Annotated in this window: 20 protein-coding genes and 1 riboswitch; of the genes, 8 read left to right on the top strand and 12 right to left on the bottom strand. The window is 72.8% G+C overall.

What is annotated here, in order from left to right:
* Positions 1-5: 5 nt before the first annotated feature.
* The 5 genes from cseB to AOK09_RS18950 form a co-directional block, all read right to left on the bottom strand.
* On the bottom strand, positions 6-713 hold the full coding sequence (cseB, locus tag AOK09_RS18970) for a two-component system response regulator CseB (RefSeq protein WP_055588395.1): 708 nt from the start codon (positions 711-713) through the stop codon (positions 6-8).
* Positions 714-1344: 631 nt separating this feature from the next.
* Positions 1345-1701 carry a peptidase inhibitor family I36 protein gene (locus tag AOK09_RS18965; RefSeq protein WP_055588394.1) on the bottom strand — a complete coding sequence of 119 codons (357 nt, stop codon included), beginning with the start codon at positions 1699-1701 and terminating at the stop codon, positions 1345-1347.
* Between the two features lie 339 nt (positions 1702-2040).
* Positions 2041-2901 carry a bifunctional 5,10-methylenetetrahydrofolate dehydrogenase/5,10-methenyltetrahydrofolate cyclohydrolase gene (locus AOK09_RS18960; RefSeq protein WP_055588393.1) on the bottom strand — a complete coding sequence of 287 codons (861 nt, stop codon included), beginning with the start codon at positions 2899-2901 and terminating at the stop codon, positions 2041-2043.
* Positions 2902-2922: 21 nt separating this feature from the next.
* A riboswitch (ZMP/ZTP riboswitch) is annotated at positions 2923-3010 on the bottom strand.
* Positions 3011-3134: 124 nt separating this feature from the next.
* On the bottom strand, positions 3135-4109 hold the full coding sequence (locus AOK09_RS18955) for an SPFH domain-containing protein (RefSeq protein ID WP_055588392.1): 975 nt from the start codon (positions 4107-4109) through the stop codon (positions 3135-3137).
* An 82-nt stretch (positions 4110-4191) separates the two neighbouring features.
* Positions 4192-5340 carry a low temperature requirement protein A gene (locus AOK09_RS18950; protein WP_055588406.1) on the bottom strand — a complete coding sequence of 383 codons (1149 nt, stop codon included), beginning with the start codon at positions 5338-5340 and terminating at the stop codon, positions 4192-4194.
* 413 nt (positions 5341-5753) lie between these two features.
* On the opposite strand from AOK09_RS18950, the gene AOK09_RS18945 reads away from it, so the two are divergent.
* On the top strand, positions 5754-7421 hold the full coding sequence (locus AOK09_RS18945) for an FAD-dependent oxidoreductase (RefSeq protein ID WP_407675416.1): 1668 nt from the start codon (positions 5754-5756) through the stop codon (positions 7419-7421).
* A 140-nt stretch (positions 7422-7561) separates the two neighbouring features.
* Entirely contained in the window at positions 7562-9001 is a 1440-nt protein-coding gene (locus AOK09_RS43465) for an ATP-binding protein (protein WP_055588405.1), read from the top strand.
* A 43-nt stretch (positions 9002-9044) separates the two neighbouring features.
* Here AOK09_RS43465 and AOK09_RS18935 read toward each other — a convergent pair whose 3' ends face one another.
* Entirely contained in the window at positions 9045-9887 is an 843-nt protein-coding gene (locus AOK09_RS18935) for an alpha/beta fold hydrolase (RefSeq protein ID WP_055588390.1), read from the bottom strand.
* Positions 9888-10137: 250 nt separating this feature from the next.
* Here AOK09_RS18935 and AOK09_RS18930 point away from each other — a divergent pair, with 250 nt between their 5' ends.
* Complete coding sequence (locus AOK09_RS18930) at positions 10138-10515, top strand: RNA-binding S4 domain-containing protein (protein ID WP_055588389.1); 378 nt, start codon at positions 10138-10140, stop codon at positions 10513-10515.
* 114 nt (positions 10516-10629) lie between these two features.
* Here the strand turns inward: AOK09_RS18930 and AOK09_RS18925 are convergent, their stop codons facing one another.
* A complete protein-coding gene (locus tag AOK09_RS18925; protein ID WP_055588388.1) occupies positions 10630-11832 on the bottom strand; it encodes an SMI1/KNR4 family protein in 1203 nt (400 codons plus the stop codon).
* A 271-nt stretch (positions 11833-12103) separates the two neighbouring features.
* Between AOK09_RS18925 and AOK09_RS18920 the strand changes: the two genes are divergently transcribed.
* A complete protein-coding gene (locus AOK09_RS18920; protein WP_107101379.1) occupies positions 12104-12628 on the top strand; it encodes a GntR family transcriptional regulator in 525 nt (174 codons plus the stop codon).
* Positions 12625-13728: a DUF1648 domain-containing protein gene (locus AOK09_RS18915; RefSeq protein ID WP_055588387.1), complete on the top strand. Its 1104-nt coding sequence runs from the start codon at positions 12625-12627 to the stop codon at positions 13726-13728. The genes AOK09_RS18920 and AOK09_RS18915 overlap by 4 nt, the downstream gene beginning before the upstream one ends.
* 118 nt (positions 13729-13846) lie before the next feature.
* On the opposite strand, the gene AOK09_RS18910 is transcribed toward AOK09_RS18915, so the two are convergent.
* Together AOK09_RS18910 and AOK09_RS18905 are read right to left on the bottom strand one after the other, a co-directional pair.
* The gene (locus AOK09_RS18910) at positions 13847-14641 is read right to left on the bottom strand and encodes an SGNH/GDSL hydrolase family protein (RefSeq protein WP_055588386.1); all 795 of its coding nucleotides are present in this window, start codon (positions 14639-14641) and stop codon (positions 13847-13849) included.
* A 1285-nt stretch (positions 14642-15926) separates the two neighbouring features.
* Positions 15927-16412 carry a DUF2000 domain-containing protein gene (locus AOK09_RS18905; RefSeq protein WP_055588385.1) on the bottom strand — a complete coding sequence of 162 codons (486 nt, stop codon included), beginning with the start codon at positions 16410-16412 and terminating at the stop codon, positions 15927-15929.
* Between AOK09_RS18905 and AOK09_RS18900 the strand changes: the two genes are divergently transcribed.
* A complete protein-coding gene (locus AOK09_RS18900; RefSeq protein WP_079063209.1) occupies positions 16411-17286 on the top strand; it encodes a helix-turn-helix transcriptional regulator in 876 nt (291 codons plus the stop codon). The two genes, AOK09_RS18905 and AOK09_RS18900, sit on opposite strands and share 2 nt — an antisense overlap.
* A 206-nt stretch (positions 17287-17492) precedes the next feature.
* Here AOK09_RS18900 and AOK09_RS18895 read toward each other — a convergent pair whose 3' ends face one another.
* Positions 17493-18644: an FAD-dependent monooxygenase gene (locus AOK09_RS18895; protein ID WP_055588383.1), complete on the bottom strand. Its 1152-nt coding sequence runs from the start codon at positions 18642-18644 to the stop codon at positions 17493-17495.
* A gap of 325 nt (positions 18645-18969) precedes the next feature.
* Between AOK09_RS18895 and AOK09_RS18890 the strand changes: the two genes are divergently transcribed.
* Positions 18970-19251, top strand: coding sequence for a hypothetical protein (locus AOK09_RS18890; protein ID WP_055588382.1), 282 nt, complete (start codon positions 18970-18972; stop codon positions 19249-19251).
* A 370-nt stretch (positions 19252-19621) separates the two neighbouring features.
* Here AOK09_RS18890 and AOK09_RS18885 read toward each other — a convergent pair whose 3' ends face one another.
* Both AOK09_RS18885 and AOK09_RS18880 read right to left on the bottom strand, forming a co-directional pair.
* The gene (locus AOK09_RS18885) at positions 19622-20125 is read right to left on the bottom strand and encodes a DUF4232 domain-containing protein (protein ID WP_055588381.1); all 504 of its coding nucleotides are present in this window, start codon (positions 20123-20125) and stop codon (positions 19622-19624) included.
* 235 nt (positions 20126-20360) lie between these two features.
* Positions 20361-21575, bottom strand: a complete 1215-nt coding sequence (locus AOK09_RS18880) for a glycoside hydrolase family 6 protein (RefSeq protein ID WP_079063208.1) — start codon at positions 21573-21575, stop codon at positions 20361-20363.
* A gap of 278 nt (positions 21576-21853) precedes the next feature.
* Between AOK09_RS18880 and AOK09_RS18875 the strand changes: the two genes are divergently transcribed.
* Positions 21854-22492: MFS transporter (locus AOK09_RS18875; RefSeq protein ID WP_157875952.1), on the top strand; the 639-nt coding region annotated here is incomplete at its 3' end.

Below are 22492 nucleotides of genomic sequence, written 5' to 3'. Positions count from 1 at the left end.
CCTGCTCAGCGCCGCAGCTTGTAGCCGAAGCCGCGGACCGTCTCGACGCGGTCGGCGCCGATCTTTCTGCGCAGCCGCTGGACGCACAGGTCGACGACCCGGGAGTCGCCGTCCCAGCCGTAGTCCCACACATTGCGCAGCAGGGTCTGGCGGCTCAGTACGACGCCGGGGTTGGCCGCGAACTCCAGGAGGAGCCGCAGTTCGGTCGGGGCGAGGGCGATCCGCCTCCCGTCCCGGTGCACCTCCAGCGCCGCCGGATCGACGGTGAGGTCGCCGAAGACCAGCCGGCCGTGCGGCTCGGTGTCTCCGGCCTGCTCCGGCCGCTCCCCGGGGGTGTACGCCGCCCGGCGCAGCAGCGACCGGATCCGGGCGACCAGGACCGGGGTGTCGACGGGCTTGACGACGTAGTCGTCGGCGCCGGCCTCCAGCCCGGAGACCACGTCGAGGGAGTCGCTGCGCGCGGACATCATCAGCACGGGGTCCGTGCTGGTCTCCCTGATCCGGCGGCACAGCCCGATGCCGTCCAGGCCCGGCAGCATGACGTCGAGCAGCAGCAGGTCGTAGCCGCCCTCACGGGAGAGTTCCAGTCCGGTCAGCCCGTCACCGGCCGTGGTCACGTGGTAGCCGTAGCGCTCCAGGGCCATCGCCACGGATCTGCGGATCACCTCGTCGTCCTCGACGAGCAGGATCCTCACGGGAGGGGAGTCAGACATGGGCATCCATCGGGCGGCGCGGTTCGGGTCGGTCCCCCATCATGCCTCGCCGGACCGTGCGGGCGGCGGGGCCCGGTTGCTGGTCAGCGCCGTTCGGCGAGGTTGATACCTGGTTGATGCACGGCTGAGCGGCGGTGGATACGCAGGGCGCCCGCCGGGCGGGGAGACCACCGCCGTGGCCCGCGCGGCCCGGCCGTCCGTCGCCATGGCCGCTTCAAGGGCGCCCACCTCCCGCCGGACGCGCGACGGCGCCTTCACGTGGCGGGGTCGGCGCTGAGGGCGACCGTACGGGGAGACGTCCGGCGTCGCCGCGAAGCAGCCGGGTTCCTCCGCCGCCGAGCGTGTCTCCGGCTGCTCCCTGCGCGAGGGACGACGCACCTGTGGCAGGCCGGCCTCGGCGGGATCACCGTGCTGGGCTCCCTCGGGCTGCTGCGCTCGGGTCAGCGGGTACGACACCCTGGTCATGATCAACCGGGACGGCATGAGCAGTTCGCCCCTGCTGTGCATCTGCTGATGTCACGTCAGCTCGGGTGGGGACCCGGCAGCTCGCCCTGGGAGCCGGCTGCCCCTGTCGCGGGAGAAAGGCCGCGCGCCCCGGAAGGCCGGGACGCGCGGTGCATACGGTTCCGCGTCAGCAGGAGAGCCACTGGTAGGACCTGATCGGGAAGGACATGTTCGTGCCGTTCCGGGGCCTGACGGTGAGGCTCTGGCCGGTGTAGTCGGGCTGGTCGTACACCCTGAAGCACTGGGACGCCGTCGCGTTGATGACGGACTTCGCCGCCGTGCTGACGTCCGGGTTGGACGGTCCGACGGCGACCCTGGCGAGCAGGCCCACATAGCTGGGCTGGAGGTAGAGGCAGACGTAGTTGCCCGCCGGGCAGTCGGTGCTGTCGTGGGGGGATCCGGGTGCGGCGTGCGCCGCGGGTGCCACCGTGAGCGTCGCTGCGAGGGTTGCGGCTGCGACGGCTGCGCGAAGCTTGGACTCCATGTCGGCTCCTTCCCTCCCCGGGGGCAGGGGTGGCCTGGCGCGGGGCTGCTCGGTCGCCTGGCGGCGCCGGGACCGGGCGCCTGCACGGGGTGGCGGCGCGGGCTCGTCGACGGGTCCGCCGAGGCGTTGCCGGCCGGCCGCTGTATACCTCATCGACGCTACGGCCGGGGTGGTGGGGCCGCAACTCCGCCCCGGCGGGCGCCCGGAGCGCTCCTCCGCACCGGCGCGGGGCCGGTGCGGAGGAGCGCTGTCCGGTGCGTGGCGCGGGGTGCCGGGCCGCACGGCGGTGCGCGGCGGTCCGGCGGCGGGCGCAGCGGGCTGTGCGGCGTACCGCGGTGTTCAGCCCACGCCGAGCGCGCGGGCGGCGGCCTCGACGGTCTGGGCGAGCAGGACGGCGATGGTCATCGGTCCGACGCCGCCCGGGACGGGGGTGATCAGACCGGCGCGTTCCCGGGCGGTGTCGAAGTCCACGTCCCCGACGTTGCCCGGGTTGTAGCCCGCGTCCACCACCACCGCGCCGGGCTTGATGTCGGCCCCTGTGATGAAACGGGGGCGGCCCACCGCCGCGAGCAGGATGTCGGCCTCCCGCATGATCGAGGAGAGGCCGGTGGTGCGCGAGTGGCAGTACGTCACCGTGGCGTCCCGCTGCAGGAGCAGCATGCCCGCGGGCCTGCCGAGGATGGGGCTGCGGCCGACCACGACGGCGTGCTTGCCCGCCGGGTCGACGCCGTACTCGTCCAGCAGGCGCATGATTCCCCCGGGGGTGCAGGAGACGAAGCCGGGCAGGCCGAACCCCATGGCGGCGAAGGAGTGCATGGTGACCCCGTCGACGTCCTTCTCGGGGGCGATGGCTTCGAAGGCCGCGCGCTCGTCGATGTGGGGTCCCACCGGGTGCTGCAGCAGGATGCCGTGGACGCCGGGGTCCTGCGAGAGGCCGGTCACGGTTTCGACCAGGGCTTCCGTGCTGACCGAGGCGGGGAGCGCCACATGCCGTGACCGGATGCCCGCCTTCTCACAGCGGGAGCGCTTCATACGGACGTAGGTCACCGAGGCGGGGTCGTCCCCGACCAGCACGGTCGCCAGGCAGGGGGCCGTCCCGGTGCGCCGCAGGATGTCCGCGGCGGCTGCGGAGGCGGTCTCGGTGATGCGGCGGGCGGGGCCGGTGCCGTCCATCGGACGGGCCGTCGAGGTCGTGGGCATACGTCACTCCTGAGCAGCGCGGTGAGTTGCCCAGGCGCGCGACAGGGACGATCGACGTCGGACCGCTCCCCGGTGGTGCCCCACCCAAGCGCCAGTCACGGCCCGGATCCATGGTACCGGCTGCGGCCCGGCCGGAGCCGCCCCGGCCTCCACTGACGTGACGTCAGTTCTACGGCGTGGTGCGGTCGCGGCCTCCGGCGCCGCCCCTGGCGGGGGGCGCCGGAGGTGCGACGTCACTTGGCGGGGGCCGTGATGGCGAAGTTCTGACCCGGGGCGAAGGTGGTCACGTTCGGCGGGATCGCCTTCATCTCGTCGATGGTCGCGCAGGCCGGGCACTTCTGGTAACCCTGCTGACGTGCGGCGTTGGCCGCGGCGTCGGCCTTGGCCTGCGCCACCTTCGCCTGTGCCTCCGAGACGGCGGCGAAGGCGGCCTGGGCCTTGTCGACGGCGGACTGCACATTGTCCGGCAGGGTGACCCGCACCAGGTTGAAGCGCAGGCCCTCCAGGAAGTCGTCACCCAGGGTGGCCTTGAGGTCCTCGGCGAGGGAGCTGTTGACGGCGTTCTGGACGGCGGCGATGTTGCCGTTGTTGGTCCGGCCGCCCGGGGCGCCGGCCTTCCCCACGCCGGTGGTCCCGGTGTTCTGCACCAGCGCGCAGGAGGAGACCAGCTCGGCGCAGCGGAAGTTGGAGATCTGCTCCCGCAGGTCGTTGTCGATCACCGGGCGGATGATCTGGTCGAGGAAGGCGGACCAGCCCAGGTCACCGTCGTAGGCGTGGTAGCGGTTGCCGTCGGCGCCGGTGAAGGTGCGGGTGCCGAACTTGTTGTCGAAGTCCCGCAGGGTCTTCTGGTCGAGGTTGAGGGTGAAGTACAGGGTGCCCTCGATCCCCATGTCCACGCCGTCGGTGGACGGGGTCCGGACGACGTCGACGCCGGGCCGGTCACCGGCCTTGGCGGCTGCGGTGATGGTGTAGAACCGCTGCTGGCTGGGGTACTTGTGGCTGGTCGACCAGAGTCCGGTCCAGGTGAGCCCGGAGGCGGGCTGGATGATCTGGCGGATGTTGCGGTCGTCGAACATGCCGCCGTTGCGGACCACCGCGACCTCACCGCCGTCTGTGCGGTCGAATCCGCCGAGCAGTCCGGTCAGCGCGACGATCACCACGACGAGGCCCGCCAGGCCCCCGGCGACATACGCCAGCTTGTGTCTCATTGTTCCCCCCATGTGTGCGACAGGGCAGTGTGCCGGGACCGCACCGTACGCCCCGCTGCCGGACGCCGCTCGGCTGGGGTGGTCATCGAGCGGTGCGGTGCTCGGGGGTACCGGCGGCGAGGACGACCCCGGCGGCGACCGCGGCTGCGGCCACCAGCCCGGCCAGGGGCGCCGCGTGGCGTCCGGCGAAGGTGCAGGCCAGAACGAGAAGCGCGCTCACGGGCAGCACCAGCTGCTGGGAGAGCACGACCTTGAAGTGCCGCGCGTGCAGCAGCCAGGCGGAGAGCAGGAAGACGGCGGTGGGCACGGTCAGGGCCGCGGCCGCCTCGGTCGCCGGGATGTGGGCCCTGCCCACGGTCTGCTCCACGGCCACCTCGATCCCGGCGCCGATCGCGGCGGCGGAGCCGAAGACCAGGTAGTGGCCGTACCCCCACAGGAACGACTGGCGGTTGGAGGCGAGATGCTCGTGGATGGGCACGGCGAAGTAGATCCAGTAGGCGGCGAAGACGATCAGCAGGCCGCCGGCGGCGATCGGCAGCAGTTCCGCCAGCTCGGAGGTCTCGTCGACGGCGGACTGCACCGCCACCGTGGCCGCCGCCACGCTCTCGCCGAGCGTGATGATGGTGAACGCGCCGTAGCGCTCGGCGATGTGGTGGGGGTGCCAGGGAGTCCGCCGGGCGTGTTCGGCGTACCCGGGCAGTGAGAGCTCGCAGACCACCAGCAGCAGGAAGCCGGGCGTCCAGGCCCCGGCGGGGAGCAGCAGCAGGACCACCCAGCCGGCCTGAATGACCATCAGTCCGGCGGCGTAGCGCAGTGCGGTGGTGCGGGCGGGTCCGGTCTCGCCGTGCGCGGCCCTGAGCCACTGGCCGGTCATGACGAGCCGCATGATGAGGTAGCCGACCACCGCCAGCCCGTAGTCGGCGTGCTCGAAGGCGCGGGGGACGCCGGCGGCCAGCACCAGGACGCCGCAGATCTGCACCAGGGTGGCGAGCCGGTAGGGCACGTCGTCGCAGTCGTAGGCGGAGGCGAACCAGGAGAAGTTCACCCAGGCCCACCAGATGGCGAAGAAGACGGAGAGATAGCCGGCCAGGCCGTGGGCGGGGTGCCCGGTGGTCTGGGCGTGGACCAGACGGATGCCGGCCTGTGCCACCGCGACGACGAAGCAGAGGTCGAAGAGCAGTTCCAGCGCGGTGGTGGAGCGGTGGGCCTCGGCCGGGTCCCGGGCGGTCATCCGGACGACGGCCGGGAGGGCGCGCCGGGTTCGGCGGTACGGGCCGGCGCCGGGTCCGGGGGCCGGCTCGGGTTGCGGTTCCTGGGGCGGGTTCCGATGCACCGTGGCATGGTCCCGTGCCGGGGGTCCGGGCGCCGGTGCAGCGCGCCGGGCGCCGCCGCCCGAGGTGCGGAGCGGGGCGCAGCGCGGCAGGACGGGACAGGGCGGCGGGGCACGGAGGACACCCGGCCGGCGCTCACCGTCCGCGACGGTGCGGACGGGTGGAGTCACGGCGGCTCCGGCACCTCCTGGCGGCCGCCGGGCCGGGCCCGGGCACGGCCGGGCGAGTGGGCTTCTGACGACGCGTCAGTGGAGTGCCCGAACACCCCCGGGCCTGCGGTTCCCCTGCGCGCGGGGGGCCCGAACGGAGCATGATGGGGGACATGGCGAATCCGACGATCCTCACCGTGGACGACGACCCGGCGGTCTCCCGAGCCGTTGCGCGCGATGTACGCCGCCGGTACGGCGAGCGCTACCGGGTGGTCCGCGCCGCCTCCGCGGACGACGCCCTGGACGCGGTGCGCGAGATCAAGCTGCGCGGGGAGCAGCTGGCGCTGGTGCTCGCCGACTACCGGATGCCGCAAATGAACGGCATCGAGTTCCTGGAAGCCGTCATGGACCTCTTCCCGCTGGCCAGGCGGGTGCTGCTGACCGCGTACGCGGACACCGGCGCGGCCATCGACGCGATCAACGTGGTGGACCTTGACCACTATCTGCTGAAGCCCTGGAGCCCGCCCGAGGAGAATCTCTATCCGGTGATCGACGGGCTGCTGGAGGCCTGGCTCTCGGCGCCCGACCCGGCGGTCTCGGAGACCCGGGTGGTGGGCCACCGCTGGTCCGCGCCGTCCTTCGCGGTACGGGACTTCCTCACCCGCAACCTGGTGCCGTACCGCTGGCTGCAGGCCGAGGAGCCGGAGGGCGCGAGTCTGCTCACCGCCGCCGGGCTGACCGCCGAGGATGTCCCCCTGGTGGTCACGGCGGACGGCAAGTCGCTGGTGGCGCCCACCGAGTCCGAGCTGGCCACCCATGTGGGGCTGAGTACCCGGCCGACCTCGGACTTCTACGACCTGGTGGTGGTCGGGGCCGGTCCGGCGGGGCTGGGGGCCGCGGTGTACGGCGCCTCCGAGGGCCTGCGGACGGTACTGGTGGAGCGGCAGGCCGCCGGCGGCCAGGCGGGTCAGAGCAGCCGGATCGAGAACTACCTGGGTTTCCCCGACGGTGTCTCCGGCGCCCAGCTCACCGACCGGGCCCGGCGGCAGGCGCTGCGCTTCGGCGCCGAGATCCTCTCCACCCGTGAGGTCGTCGGTCTGGACGCGGCCGGCGCCGGCCGGGTGCTGCGCTTCGGGGACGGCAGCACCATCACGGCGCACTCGGTGGTGCTGGCCACGGGGGTGTCCTACCGGCGGCTGGACGCACCGGGACTCGCGGACTTCACGGGCGCGGGCCTCTTCTACGGCTCCGCCACCACGGAGGCCCTCAGCTGCCGCGGCGAGGAGGTGTACATCGTGGGCGGGGCCAACTCGGCCGGACAGGCCGCGGTGCACTTCTCCCGCCACGCCCGCCGGGTGCACCTGCTGATCCGCAGCGGTGACCTGCGCAGGTCGATGTCGCACTATCTGATCCAGCAGCTGGACGCGATCGAGAACATCGAGGTCCACCCCTGGACGGAGGTGGCGGGCGGGTCCGGCGACGACCACCTGGAGCAGGTGGTGCTGCGGGACGCCAGGTCCGGTGAGACGCACACCGTCGACTGCTCCTGGCTGTTCGTGTTCATCGGTGCCGAGCCCCGCACGGAGTGGCTGACCGGGGTGGTCGCACGCGACCCGCGGGGTTTTGTGCTCACCGGTCCCGATCTGCTGGCCGGCGGACACCGGCCGCCGGGCTGGACGCTGCCCCGCGATCCCTACCATCTGGAGTCCAGCGTGCCGGGTGTCTTCGCGGCCGGGGACGTACGCGCCGATTCGGTCAAGCGCGTGGCGTCCGCGGTCGGCGAGGGCGCGATGGCCGTGTCGCTGGTGCACCGCTATCTGGAGGCGCAGTGAACGCGAGCGCGGGCAGGGAGAACGCGGGCAACGGCAGGGGCGGCGCGGCGGACGGGGAAGCGGTGTACGAGCAGGAGCACGAGTCCGAGAACGCCCCGGACGGGAGCACGGGGAGCCCGGACGAGAGCCGGGACGGGCGGCTGACCCCCGCTGAGCTGCGCACCCTCTTCCTCTTCGAACGGCTGGAGGACGAGCAGCTGGAGTGGCTCGCCGAGCGGATCCGGGTGGACCACCGGGCCGCGGGGACCACGGTGTTCTCCGAGGGCGAGCCCGCCACCTGCCTCTTCGTGCTGCTGTCCGGCGCGGTGGCGATGAGCCGCCGGCTGCACGGCGACGACATCGAGGTGTCCCGGACCGACCAGCGCGGGGTCTACGCCGGCGCGACCCAGTCCTATCTCGGCGACCAGGTGGAGCAGGTCTACCCGCACACCCTGCGGGCGATCGTGGACTGCGACTTCGCGGTGCTCCCGGCCGACGAGTTCGCCACCGCCGTCCGCACCTGGTTCCCGATGGGACTGCATCTGCTGGAGGGCCTGTTCTTCGGCGCCCGCGCCAGCCAGACCATCCTCGGGGAGCGGGAACGGCTGGTGGCCCTGGGCTCGCTGTCCGCGGGGCTCACCCATGAGCTCAACAACCCGGCCGCCGCGGCGGTCCGGGCCACCTCGGCGCTGCGCGAGCGGATCTCCGGGATGCGGCGCAAGCTCGCCCTGATCGCCGACGGACGGCTGGACGGGCGGCGGCTGCACGAGCTGGTGGAGCTGCAGGACGCAGCGGTGGAGCGGGCCACCTCGGCGGAGCCGATGACCGCGCTGGCCGCGGCCGACGCCGAGGACGAGCTCGGGGAGTGGCTGGAGGACCACAAGGTGTCCGGCAGCTGGGACCTGGCGCCCACCCTGGTCGCCGGCGGCATCGACGGCGAGTGGCTCTCCTCGGTCGCCGAGTCGGTGGGGGCCGACAATCTCGAGTCGGCGGTGCGCTGGATCGCGTACAGCGTCGACACCGAGCTGATCATGGGCGAGATCGAGGACTCGGTGTCCCGGATCTCCGACCTGGTGGGCGCCGCCCGTCAGTACTCCCAGCTGGACCGGGCACCGCAGCAGACGGTGGATGTGCACGAGCTGCTGGATGCCACCGTGGTGATGCTGCAGGCCAAGATCCCGCCGGGGATCCGTCTGGTCAGGGAGTACGACCGCTCGGCCCCGCAGCTGCTGGCCTACGGGGCGGAACTCAACCAGGTGTGGACCAACCTGATCGACAACGCGCTGGGGGCGATGGGCGACAGCGGCACCCTCACCCTGCGGACCCGGTACGACGAGGACCGGCTGCTGATCGAGGTCGGTGACACCGGGCCGGGTGTCCCGCCCGAGATCCGCCCGCGGATCTTCGAACCGTTCTTCACCACCAAACCGGTGGGCGAGGGCACCGGGCTGGGCCTGGACATCTCGTACCGGATCGTCGTCAACAAGCACCACGGCGACATCCGGGTGCAGTCCGAACCGGGTGACACCCGCTTCCAGGTGTCCCTGCCGATCGACCCCGGGGCCGGTCCGGAAACCCTTCCCGCACCGGCCGCCGGCTGAGCCGGGGCGGTCGGGACGGCCCCCCCGGCCGTCCCGACCGCCGTCAGCCCGCGAGGAAGGCGGCGATCCGCCCGGCCCAGCCCCGGACCTCGGCAGCGGTGCCGGAGATGTGCAGCTCCGCGCCGGGCAGCAGCTCGGCGAGCCGTTCGGCGGTGGAGACCGGGTGCACCGGGTCGCCCTCCCAGGCGAGGACCAGCGCCGGGTGGGGCAGCGCGGCAAGCGCCTGCGGATCGGGCAGGTCCGAGCCGGCGGCTCCGCGCAGCACCGAGGGCAGCAGCGTCTCGCTGACGTCGGGGCCCGCCGCAACCGCGGCCACGTCCTCCTGGCTGAGCAGGGCGAAGGCCTCGGCGAAGACCGGCGGCGGGGTCCCCCCGCTCATCGCCGCCAGGAAGGCCGGCATCCCGTCGCGTTCCACGGCGTCCGCCCCGTCCAGGTAGCCCTGTGCGGCGGCCGCCCGGGTCTCCCACGCGGTGGGCGGGATCATCAGCACCAGCCGGCGGAACCGGGCGGGCTCCCGCACGGCCGCCGTCAGCAGGGTGCCCGTCCCCATGGACGCGCCCGCCACATCCACCGGACCGGTGGGCTGCAGGTGGTCCAGTACGGCGAACAGGTCGTCGGCCAGCCGCGGCCAGCGGTAGTCACCGGGCTCGGGACGGCCGGTGGAGCGGCCGTGGCCGCGGGCGTCATAGCGGACCAGGCGGCGCCCGGACGCGGTCAGCGGCGCCCAGTCGAAGAGCCCCCAGCGGTCGTCCGAGGCACGGCTGCCGAACATGCCGTGCGCGTGGACGACGAGCGGTCCCTCCCCTTCGCTGCTCCAGTCCAGTTCGGCGCCGGGACGGTCGAGCCGCCCCTCGGGCTGGGCGGCGGTCTCCCGGGGTGCGGTCATGGCGGCGGCTCCTTCGGCGGCGTGGACGACGGTGCGGGCGGTGCACATGGTGCGGCAACGCAGGAGGTGCAGGCGGTGCCGTCGCGGGTACGCGGAGGGCCGGCCCGACGCCGGTACCCCCCGGTGCGAAGGCACGCCGTGATCGTGTCAGGAAAGGGACGCGGCCGTCGACGCCGTTTCACACCTTGATCACCTGGGCGACGGGATGCGGGCCCGACCCGGTGGGGCGGGCGTGGACTATGGTCGGGGCATGGGTTCGGAGGACGAGACCGCCGTACGGGTCGACAGCTGGATCTGGTCGGTACGCCTCACCAAGACGCGTTCGCTGGCCGCCTCGGCCTGCCGGGCCGGCCACGTCAAGGTGAACGGCGAGCGGGTCAAGGCCGCCCACGCGGTGCGGCCCGGGGACGAGGTGCGGCTGTTCCACGCCGGGCGGGAGCGGATCGTGGTGGTCTCCCGGGTGGTGCGCAAGCGGGTGGGGGCTGCGGCCGCCGCCGAATGCCTCGTCGACAAGAGCCCGCCGCCGCCTCCGCGCGAGGAGATGGCCGCGATGGGCATCCGCGACCGCGGCGCAGGACGCCCGACCAAGCGTGACCGGCGGGATCTGGAGCGGCTGCGCGGCCTGTGACCCGGCACGTACGGCCGGCCCGGTGCGCGGCCGGGCCGCCGGGGCCGCGCACAGCGCGGCCGGCCGGACGGACACCGCCCCGGGCAGCGGGCCTGCCGATGCCGGCGGGGGCGCTCACCAGTACGCGTGGTCGTCCCACGGCGCGAAGGAGGCGAACTCCACCGGGTCGTCGTCCTGGTCCAGTTCGGCGAAGCCGTCCGCTTCGAGGTGACCGCGCTGCCAGGCGACCAGGGTGTCGATCAGCCCGGTCTCCAGCGGGGGCCCCTGGGGCGCGTGGCGGGGCCAGACCACCAGCGGCCAGGCGTCCGGGTCGGCTCCCTCAGTGAGCCAGCCCAGGTGGTCGCCGTCGATGGAGTTGGCGAACGGCAGGAACCCGCCCGGCTCGGGCCACATGGCGAGCGGGTACTGCTCCGGGTCGTCCTCCCCCAGGCTCCCGTAGGCCTCCGCCACGTACTCGACATGGCGCAGGAAGCGGCGTTTGTCGTCGGTGCGCAGCGGCGTGTGGAAGCGCAGCCAGTTGCTCCAGCAGCCCGAACCGTAGAGCTCCATCAGGGTGAGGTACTCCTGCGGCAGCCGGGTGCCCAGCTCCGCGTGGAGGTCCGCCCAGTCGCCGTCGCCCAGGTAGGGGCGGGCGGGCGGCGGGGAGAGCAGGCGCAGCGCCTCCAGGCCCGAGCCGGTCTCCAGGGCGACGCGGCGCTGCTCGGCGGTGAGCCGCGGAGCGGTCGCCGGCGGCGGGTCCCAGGGGCCTGCCGTGGCCAGGAAGGCGGTCCGTGCCATGGTCCCGGGGAGCGGGCCGATCATGGGGCCGTGCGGGGCGGGGGCATCCGCCGCGGTGCGCACGGTGTGGCGCAGATAGCCGGTGAGGGTGAGGTCGTACGGGTGCCAGGCCCGCAGGCCGCTGCCCGGCGGGCGGTGGATGTGGCGGACGACCACGGTCCAGTCGTCGGGGTCGGCCGAGGTGGAGGTGTCCCAGAACAGGATGTCGCTGCGGCGGCTGCGGCCCCACGCCAGCAGTCCGCCCGGCCGGGGGTGGATGACGGGCTGTTCGTGCTCGGGCTGCATCCGGGCGTCGATCCGTGCGCTGCGGTGGACGGACGCCGCCCAGGAGCCGAAGTCGAACTGGTCGCCCTGGGCGCAGGGGCCGTGGATCCACAGGTACTCGCCGAAGTCCAGCGGGCCGTGCGTGCTGATGAGCCGCTTGTAGTCGGTCGGCAACCGCAGCCCGAGCCACTGCTCGACCGCGGCCCAGTCGACGGTGATGGGCACCGGGGGGCGCTCCGGGTCGGGGGTGGCGAAGTCGGCGATGTCCACGGTCACGTGCGGTCCTCCGGTCGGGCCGCCGGGGCGGGCGGCGTGGGTCGCCGGCTCCGGTCCACCGGCGGGGTCGGGCGGCGACCGGCGGGGGTCACCCGGCGTCCGGCGGGGTCGCGCGGCGTCGCAGCCTAGCCGACACCCGACGGGCCGTCAGACGCACCCCGGTACCGGGACCGCCGACCGCCCGGCCCGCCGGGCATTGCCGGGCAGGGTGCAGCCTTGACGATCTCCTGAAATCTGCTCTACAACAGCTATAACAGATTCCGGAGGCGCCATGCTGCTGAGCATCGAACCCGACAGTCCCGTGCCGATCTACCAGCAGATCAGGGACCGCATCGTGGAGGCCATCGCGCGGGGCACCCAGCCGGCCGGGTCGGCACTGCCCTCCACCCGGCAGCTGGCGACGGACCTCGGCATCAACTTCCACACGGTGAACAAGAGCTACGACATCCTCCGACAGGAGGGCCTGGTGCGGATCAACCGCAAGTCCGGCGCGGTGATCCACCGCGACACCGGCAGCGGGCCCCCCGAACCCGGCTATGTGGAGGAGTGGTCGGCCCGGCTGCGGACGCTGCTCGCCGAGGCCGCCGCCCAGGGGCTGGGCCCCCAGGACATCGTCGACCACTGCCGACGGGCCGTCGAGGACTTCACCACCCGCGGAGCACCACCCGGTGCTCCGGACACCGCGGCCGGGCCCGAGACGGCCGGACGGCCGGAACCATCCGCAGCGCCCGGAACCCCGGAGCACGGCAGTGCCCCGGCACAGCGCCCGCAGCCCCCGAAGGAGAGCCGATCATGACCGCCCAGAGCCTGAGTGCGGGGCTCACCGTCCTGTTCGTGGGGGCGGTGCTCTGCGTGATGCCGGCGTTCACCCGGCCCACCCTGCAGTTCGGGGTGCGGGTGCCCCCCGGCCGGACCGGCTCGGAGGTGATCCGCCGCGAACGGCGCGCCTACCACTGGCGCACCGGAGTGCTCGCCCTCTGCTTCACGGTGGCGGCGGTCCTGCTCACCGCCGGCCCGGCATGGCTGGTCGCCCTTGTCGCTACGGCCGAGATCGCCGCCGGGTTCGGTTGCTTCCAGCTCGCCAGGGAGCGGATCACCGCGGCCAAGACCGCCGAGGGCTGGTACGAGGGAACGCGGCAGACGATCACCACCGACACGACGTGGCGCACCGAGCCGGAGAGGTTCCCGCTGCTCTGGGCCGCACCTGCCGTCGCCGTGACCGTCGCGACGCTTGTCGTCGGCATCGTGCGCTACCCGTCCCTGCCCGGCCGGCTGGCCGTCCACTTCGCCGCGACGGGCACCGTCGACCGCTGGGCCGACAAGTCGCTCTGGAGCGCCTTCTCCATGGTGGTGGGCCAGGTGTTCGTCACCGCTGTGATCACCGTGATGCTGCTGCTCACCTACCGCTCCAGGCCCGACATCGACAGTGCGGACGCCGCCGGTTCCACCGCCCGGTACCGCAGGTTCCTGGCGGTGACGGCCCGCGGGCTGCTGCTGCTCGCCGCGCTGATCAACGTCGGCCTGCTGCTCGGAGCGCTCCAGGCCTGGCAGGCCTACCGGCTCACCGGTGCCGCCGCCGCCCTGCCTGCGCTTCCGGTCGCGATCGGCACCGTGGCACTGCTCGTCGTCCTGCTGAGGATGGGTCAGGGCGGCTACCGGCTCCGGGGCGCGGCCCCGGAGGCGGGGGCGGGCTCCGCGACCGGCGTCCCGCGCGACGACGACCGCTTCTGGAAGGCCGGTGTGCTGTACGTCAACCGCAACGACCCCGCCGTGGTGGTCGGCAAGCGGTTCGGCATCGGCTGGACGCTCAACTTCGGCAATCCCTGGGCGTGGCTGCTCCTCTGTGCGATCGTCGCCGTCGCCGCCGGGCTGTCGGCGGCCCGGGGAGGCAGCTGAGCCCCGGTCCCGCACCGCCTGACGGAGCCGCGGTCCGCCGTACCGCAGCAAAGAGTCCCTGTTCGCGGAGTGCCGCGGACAGGGACTCATGTGTGCGCCGGTGCGCTCGTGGGGGTGGTCAGCTGTTGGCGTTGAGGACCGGGTAGTAGCCGCCGGAGTGGCCGCTGGCGGTCGGGTGGTACGACTCCCAGCTCGGCGAGATCACCAGGGAGTGCAGCCAGTCGTCGCCGGAGCACAGCTCATGGCCCTGGAAGGTGGTGCGGACGTCCCCGAAGACGAAGCCATGGGCGGCGGCGCGGCTCGCGATCACGGAGTCCAGGACGTCGGCAGCCTCGTCGATCTTGGTGTGCTTGGTGCTGGAGAGGCCGACGCAGAAGGTGTTGAGGGTGTAGATGCGCGGGTAGCCCAGGACGACCACCTTGGCGTTGGGCGCCTTGGCCCGGATCGCGTTGTAGGTGGCGTCGAGCCGGGCGGGGAGGGTGTTCTGCGCATAGCTCTCGGCCTGGTTCACCCGGGAGACGCAGGTGCTGTCGGAGCCCGTCACGCAGGTGGTCATGACGTCGGAGAACCCTGCGTCGTTGCCGCCGATGGTGAGGGAGACCAGCCCGGTGGAGGAGTTCAGCGGGCCGAGCTGACTGTTGGTCACATCCGTGGTCACCGCGCCCGAGCAGGAGGTGTCGGCGAAGGAGGAGGGGGAGTGCGCGTTCTTCCAGAGGTACGGGAAGGCGCTGAAACTGCGGTGACAGTTACCGCTCGAACTGTCGTAGTTGCCCGCGCCGTTACCGGCCGAGTAGGAGTCACCCAGGGCCACGTACGCCGGCCCGGCGGCATGGGCGGGGCCGGTCATTGCCAGGCCGAAGACCATTGCAAGGATCAGCGTGGCAAGAGCGGACAACGACTTGGTGCGTCTCACGGAACCTCCCTGACAGGAAAGCTGGCTACCACTTAGTAGCAAGCAGGGACCTCTCAGGGGAAGAGTTCATGCCAAAGATTCTTTGCGCGTAGACCGGGGGTTCACCGGAAAGGGGGCCCCAGGCTCGCCGAGGGGTCCGCACCGGGCCTCGCCGGTCGGCACACCGCATCCACTCCCCCGCGCCCCGCCGCGGTCGCAGCGCCCCGGCACGCGACCTGCCGGACCGGCCCGGCCGTGGGCCCGGCCCTGCGAAAAACGCCCATTACGAAGGGTTTTTCCGGGGCCTCGGCGAACGTCCTGCGAAATCCCCTAGCGGGTCAGCGGAAAGCAATGCTGATGATGCAGGATTCTGGATTGGCCCGCACCCGGCTCATCGATTGCGCGACACTTTCCACACCTTTCCGCCCCCGGCCTGACCGAAGGGCGGACCGCCATGGGCAGATCGATGGGAAAAGCTTTACCCGGCCCCGGAAGAAGTACCAGGAAATCCCCTCGGGGCGTGAAAGCACAGGCACCCGGCGCATCCCGGACCCCACCCCGCCGCGCGTGCTCCGGCGGCCGTACGACCCATCTGAGCTGGGCCGTCACAGACGTCCGGCCGGCAGCTGGTCACCGCTCGGCACGCTCTGACGCACCACGTCCCGCCGCCCCTGTCCCGAAACACCCTGCTGCGCAGCACGCCGCCGCAAAGGAATCCACACTTCTCCGCGACATGCGACCTCGCCGCGTTCTCTCTTTCGGCGCCCGCCTTGATCCTCACGGCCGGAGAGCACACGAACAGACAACGCACCGACAGTCGCCGGGCGCGAGCACCCAATCCTCGGATGCAACTCTCCAACAGCAGCTGCGCCCCGATGTTCCGGCAGCGGGAATGACGCGAAGAAACGTCCCTCCGCCAGGCGACAGAACCGTGCCGGCCCGCGCCGGACACCACTGCCCACCGGCCGCCCTCGTGGCCGGCAAACCGTCCCGCTCCCACCGGCGCCGCCGGCCCGCCCGGGGTCCGACCGACCGTCCGCTGGAACGGTTCGGTCGCCTCCGGGCCCGTCAGAAACTGGTGCAGAAGCGGAAGATCGCCCTCGAACACAGGGCGCAGCATCACGGGATCACCGTTCATCCCGATTGTGTTGGTGCCGCGACCGCCCGAGGTCTCCCAGGTTCAGGGATTCCACCCGGGCGGCGAATTGTCAGCGGATTTCGCGACGTCGGATGATTTCCCGGACTTGGCTGATTTCACAGACTTCGCGAATTTCGCGAATTTCGAGCGGTTCGCGGAGTTGTGCACTCAGGGGTGCATCTGCGCACCCTTGAGCACCTTGTCCACCGCATTGCGCGGCCCGTACACAACCACGCCCACCAGATCGAGCTGGTTCCCGCTGACCGCCCGGACAGCCGCCCGGTTGTCCCGGTCATTGCCCGTGCCGAACAGGTCCGAGGTGAAGACGGCCGTCGGCAGTGAGCGGGAGAGCGCCCGGCCGTGCGCGGCCGTCAGCGTCTCCTTGCTCCCCTGGAAGACCAGGACGGGCTGCCGGAACATCGGCAGATACGCGGTGCCGTCGGCGTCCGCGTACGGCTCACCGACCACCTCGGGTGACACGGTGCCGAGTCCGCTGACCAGGAAGGCGGTCACGTTCAGCCGCTGCCAGGGCTCCAGGTCGTCACGCAGCAGTACAGCGATCTTGGTGTCGAAGCGGACCGGCGCAGTGGGGCTGCCGGTCGTGGTGCCGGCCCCGGTCTCGCTCGCGGTCCCGGTCTCGTCCTTGGTTCTCATGCTTCAAGACTCCGGCGTGCGCCCCATCCCGGTCTTGTACGTTCTTTGCGTGACGTCCAGCCCGGAGATCTCTGCCTGGCGCCCGCCGGTCGCGGGCGTCATGGAGGTCTTCCACGCCCACTTCACCGAGCACGCCTACCCCATGCACGTCCATGACACCTGGACGCTGCTGATCGTCGACGACGGCGCGGTCCGCTACGACCTGGACCGCCATGAGCGCGGCACCCCCAGGGACACCGTCAGCCTGCTGCCGCCGCAGGTCCCGCACAACGGCTCGCCCGCGACCCCGCACGGCTTCCGCAAGCGGGTGCTCTACCTCGACACGACGCGGCTGGACGAGAGCTTCATCGGGCCGGCGGTCGACGGCCCGGACCTCACCGATCCCGTTCTGCGCAGACGTGTCGGACAGCTGCACACGGCGCTCGCCGACCGGGGGGAGGAGTTCGAGGCGGAGTGCCGTCTGGCCTTCGTCGTCGAGCGCGTGCGCGAGCATCTGCGACCCCGGGCGGCCGTCGGCGGCGCGGGGCCCGGACGCGGTGTCGCCGAGGACCTGCGCGACCTCCTCGACGCGCGGCTGCTCGACGTCATCACCCTGGAGGAGGCCGCCCGCCAGGTCCACGCCCACCCCACCCACCTGGTCCGTGCCTTCAGCGCCGCGTTCGGTATCGCCCCGCACCAGTACGTGACCTCCCGCCGCGTCGACCTGGCCCGCCGTCTGCTGCTGGCCGGACAGCCGCCCGGCGAGGTGGCGACCGCCGCCGGGTTCTACGACCAGTCCCATCTCACCCGGCACTTCAAGCGGATCGTGGGCACCACCCCGGGCCGGTACGCCCGCACCGGGCTTCTCAGCCGCCCCCGGGCCGGCCGGGGCTGACGCCCCGCCGGACGGCGCTGTCGGTGGCTCCCCTGGCGACCGCTGATTCCGCCCCGCACACGACCCGGGTGGTCGGCCCCGAGCCTGCGCGGGCCCATCCAGTCGCCCGGTCGCCCTGTCACCGCCGGCCGTGCCCCGCCGGGCCGGAACGCCACCGGGCCGGAACGCCGCCGCGTGACGCGGCCCGGCGGCCCGGCGCTCCCCGGTCAGTACCGCTTGAGAGCGATCCCGTTGGCGACCTCGTCGAAGTCCGCGAGGGAGGGGTCGGGCTCGGCACCGGAGAGCTGGGCCTCCATCCGTGCCCGGTTGGTGAGCGCCAGCTGCTGGTTGCCCGTGACGTACTCCCGCAGTTCGCGCTCGTAGCGGGCGAAGGCCACCCGGTGGTCGCCGCCTGCCGCCCTGAGTTCGCCGGCCAGCACATAGGCGCCCACCATCGCCATGCTGGTTCCCTGGCCGGACAGCGGCGATCCGCAGTACCCCGCGTCGCCCAGCAGCACGACGCGGCCCTGCGACCAGCTGTCCATCCGGATCTGGCTCATGGAGTCGAAGTGGAAGTCAGGCGCCTCCCACATGTGCTCCAGGGCCTTGGGCCACACCCAGCCGGCCCGGGCGAAGCGGTCGGCGAGCAGGCGGCGCTGAGCCGGGACGTCCCGGTGGTCCAGCTGCAGCGGCTCGGGGGACTCGAATCCCATGTACACCCGGGACTCGCTGTTGTCCCGTGCGCTCATGACCCCGCCGCCCACCTCTGCGCCCTGCTGGAACATCTGCCAGTGGTCCAGGCCGAGGAAGTTGGGGGCGCTGAAGACCGCCAGATAGGTGCCGAGGTGGTGGATGTAGTCCGCCTCGGGGCCGAAGGCCAGGCGGCGCACGTTGGAGTGCAGCCCGTCGGCGCCCACCACCAGGTCGAAGTCCCGGGGGGCGTTGCGTTCGAAGGTCACCCGCACTCCGTCGGCGTGCTGGTCGAGCGCGGTGATCGAGTCGTCGAAGAGGTACTCGACGTCCTTCCGGGCGGCACGGAAGAGCAGGTCGGCGAGGTCGTCCCGCATGACCTCCACATCGGGACTGTCCAGCTCACCGCCGGTGAAGGTGCGCTCGCTGGTGCTGAACAGCTCGGTCCCCTCGGCGTCCACCATGGTCAGACCGCGCATCCCGGTGGTGAGGCCGCGCAGCTCGGCCGCGACCCCCATCCGCTCGGCGACCTCCAGCGCCGGTCCCCGGACGTCGACCGCCTGGCCTCCCGGGCGCAGTGCCGGCGCCCGCTCGACCACCGTCACACGGAAGCCGTAGCGGGCCAGCCAGTGGGCGAGCGCGGGACCGCCCACACTGGCGCCGGAGATGAGGATCGTGGTGTTCAGCATCGGGGGCTCCGCTTCTGCCGCTCGGGCGTCTCGCTCGCGGAGGCGTCTCCCCCGCGGCGGACCCAGCTTCGGCGGCGGGGCTGACCGTCGCGTCACCGTTGGCTGACAGCCGGCTGACCGGGCCCGGGACGGCGTCCTCCGGGCGGCCGCAGAGGTCGCGTGCCGCCCGTCGCAGGGACCCCCGGGCAGTCGGGGATGCGCCGAAAGCGCCGGTGGGGGGTCGCCGGGCCGTACGGCGGCGTGCCGGGTGCGAGCGCGGACCGGCGGCAGGGGAGACTGGTGGCCGCTCTGATCACCCGCATCCCAACTGATCAACGGAGGCACTGTGGACACCTGGGCGACCTGGACCACCCAGGGCATCATCGCCGGGGCCGGCGGGGCGACGACCGTCGAAGTCGGCGTCATCACCGGCGATCTGACCGTGCACACCATGTGGGCCGACGAGGAGGCCCGGGTCACCGTGCAGTACACGGGCGCCAGCGACTGGTACACGTTGCAGGGCAGCCCGGTGCCCGCCCCCGACGAGGCCACCGGCCGTGCCATCCACCAGCAGGCCGTACGCGCCGTGCAGGCCGGCGGCGGGGCGGTGGTGGGACCGCTCGACTGATCCGGTGGCGGCACCGCCACCCCGCACGAGGAAGGGTCAGCTGCTGCGTCGGCGGTGCAGCAGCAGCTGTACCTCGGGGGCGGGCGACGGCGGACCGTTCGAGGATCACGGACGCCGCCGCCTCCGCGGCCCGGGCAACCCGCCCGTCGCCGGCACCGGCGCCACGGCCGCCGTGAGGACCCGCCCGCACGGGGCAAGCCCGCAGCCTGTGCCCGCATCGCGCCAGGTACGGACGGACCTCGCCGCACCGCGCCGCCGCGAGCCGCACGAGGAGGGCCGTCACCGCATCACACCTGGCCCGGGCGTCCGGTCCCCCCGTCCCGGGCCGGGTGTGGAGGCCGGCCACCGCGGCAGCGGTGGCACGGCGGCCCTAGGACGCGGTCACCGGGGTGACGCTGAAGACGTTGGAGCAGACCCGCAGCGCGGCCGGTACCAGCGCCGACCGGAACGACCCCGGCGGGAAGACCCGCAGTGAGGAGCCGGTGGCCCGGCAGGGTCCGCCGATGGGGCCGTTGGTGGTGTGCACCACGGCGACGGCGGTCCTGCCGGAGCGCAGAGTCACCGTCCCGAACGACTGACCGCTGCGCGTCGCGGCGGCGCCGATCTGCCGGTTTGCACGGTCGAGGACGCTGACGCCGGGGTAGCCCCGCATCACACAGGTGCGGCTGCTGCGGTTGGTGAACCTGATCGGCCAGTGGAGCTGTCCGGCCCCGACGTCCCGGCTGCCCATGGAGAGGCGGAGGTCGGCGACCGTACAGGTGCGCACGGCGGAACCGGCCGCATGTGCGGGGACGGCGCCCGCGAGGGCACCGCCGAGGCCGAGCAGCGCGGCACTGCCGACTGCGGCGAAACGACGGGCGATGGTCGGGACCACGGCACACACCTCCAGATGGAGAGGGATTCGCAGGTGCACGGTTCAGGGGACGCCTCACCTGCCGGCCACGGTTCCACAGATCCGGCATTCCGGACACCTCAGGACGCCGGACGGCGCACGACGACGCGAGCGCCGGCGCCGGAACCGACGCCGGCACGGGTACGGCCCCGGCGGAGTGCCGGGGCCGCGTCGTCACCGCCCGGAGACGTCCGGGACGTCCGGGAACGTCCGGGTGTCAGCCGATCACATGCGTGTTGAACGTCAGCTTCGGGCTGGCGTTGGCCGCGAGCCCGTGCACCTGGTCGGGCCACCAGCCGCCGGCCACCGGGTCCACGCTGCCGTACACGGGGTCGGCCGGACCGGCGGTGCCGCGGGTGCAGGTGCCGTCGGACTCACCGGGGACCTTCACCCAGAGGAAGGCGTCCAGCAGCGGGGTGCCGGTGTTCGCCGTCGGCCGGGTGCCCACCCCGCGACCGGGCGGGTTGCACCAGGTCTGCGCGTCCGGGTAGGAGGTGCCGGCCGCCGGGGTCCAGGGGCCGAGCCCGTTGCGGCTGCTGTCGATGACGAAGTGCGGAAGGTCGGCGTCGGCCGGGACGTGCGCGGTGTACCAGGCGTCGGCGTCGGCCGCGGGCCAGTACTGGTTGGCGCAGTCGGCGGAGGTGGCACCGGGGGTGTGGCCCAGGTACCAGACGCACTTGGCCACCTGGGTTCCGTAGCGCACCAGGTCGCTGTCGGTCTGGTAGTTGGAGACGTTGAGGAAGAAGCCCCGGGCGTCCGCGATACCGCCGTCGATCAGCAGCTGCGCCATGGTGCCGGTGTTCTGCCAGGCGCTGTGGCCGGCGTCCAGGTAGACGGTGGCGGCTGACCGCTGCTCAAGCTCCTTGGCGGCGCCGCTGATCTCGGCCAGCCGCTGGGTCTGCTGCTCCGCCGTGCCGCCGCAGTAGGCGGGGCTCAGCGCGAGGCCGTCCGGCTCCAGCACGACGACGGTGCGGTGGCTGCCGATGCCCTTGGCGAGCGCGTCGATCCAGGCGGCGTACTCGGTGGAGTTCGCCGCGCCACCGGCGGAGTACTGGGAGCAGTCCCGGCCGGGGACGTTGTAGGCGACCGCCACCGGGGTCTGGCCCTGGCGTGCCGCCTTCTGCTGCAGCTGGGCCATGGCGGCGGTGGTGTCCGCCGGGTCGGCGGTGCCGTTGAACCACTGGGCCACCGGCCACGAGGCGAGTTCCGCCATCGCGGTGGCGTCCTTGTAGTCCCCTGCCTTGAGGTCGGTGACGGCCTGCTGGGCCGCCCTGCTGTGGAGGTCGACGTAGAAGTGGCTGCCGGAGGGCAGTCCGCGGTCGGGGCCCGGACGGGGGGCCGGGGTGGCATCGGCGGTGGCCGTGGCGGTGGCGCAGAGCACGACGGCTGCGGCGGCTGCCGTCAGGCCCTTGGCGATACGGGTACTGCGCACGCGGTCTCTCCTCGGGTGGGTGGGAGCGCTTCCACGATGAGGACACGGATGCGGGCCCTACGGCCTTTGACTCGTGGAAGGTGTCGATGCGTTCGAAATGCCGGTTCATATAAAGCCAGTGGCCTGTCATGGCGTCAAGCGGGGAGTCGCCTTAACTTCTCGAACGACGAACGCCCGAAGGAGCATGGACGGGTTTCTCGTGGGAGCGCTCCCGCGAGCCCTGCAGGTCCTACCATCGAGACATGACCCGACGACATTGATCCTCATCTCGGCGGCGGCTGGCCCGCGGCCTCTACGCCTATGCGTTCGCCGAGGACTTCGTCCTCCTCTACCCCGTGTATGCGGTGCTCTTCGCCGACCACGGACTCTCGGACGCACAGATCTCCTCACTGTTCGCCCTCTGGTCGGCCACCGCCGTGCTGCTCGAGGTGCCGACCGGCCTGTGGGCCGACTCCGTCTCCCGGCGGCTGCTGCTGACGGTCGCTCCGCTGCCGGTGGCCGCGGCCTGGGCCCTGTGGACGTTCGCACCCTGCTACACCTCCTTCGCCCTGGGCTTCGTCCTCTGGGGCGTCGGCGGATCGCTCCGCTCCGGGACCCTGCAGGCCCTGGTGTACGAGGAACTCGCCACCCTGGGCGCCACCGCCGACTACGCCCGGCTGATCGGACGCTCCCAGGCCGCCGCCACCACGGCGGCGACGGCCGCCACCGCCCTGGCCGCCCCGGTGCTGGCGCTCGGCGGCTACCAGGCCGTCGGACTGGCGAGCATCGCCGCCACCCTGCTGGCGGTTCCGGTGGCGCGGGCGCTGCCCGAGACCCGCGTCCGCCGCACACCCGGCCGGCGCGGAGACGCCACCGGGGCGCTGCGCGACGGCCTGGCCCAGCTGCGGCGGGGCCCGGTGCTGCGGCGGCGGCTGGTG

The sequence above is a fragment of the Peterkaempfera griseoplana genome (assembly GCF_001418575.1).
GTDB classification, from domain to species: Bacteria; Actinomycetota; Actinomycetes; order Streptomycetales; family Streptomycetaceae; genus Peterkaempfera; species Peterkaempfera griseoplana.
This window is presented reverse-complemented; position numbering and strand designations above follow the sequence as displayed.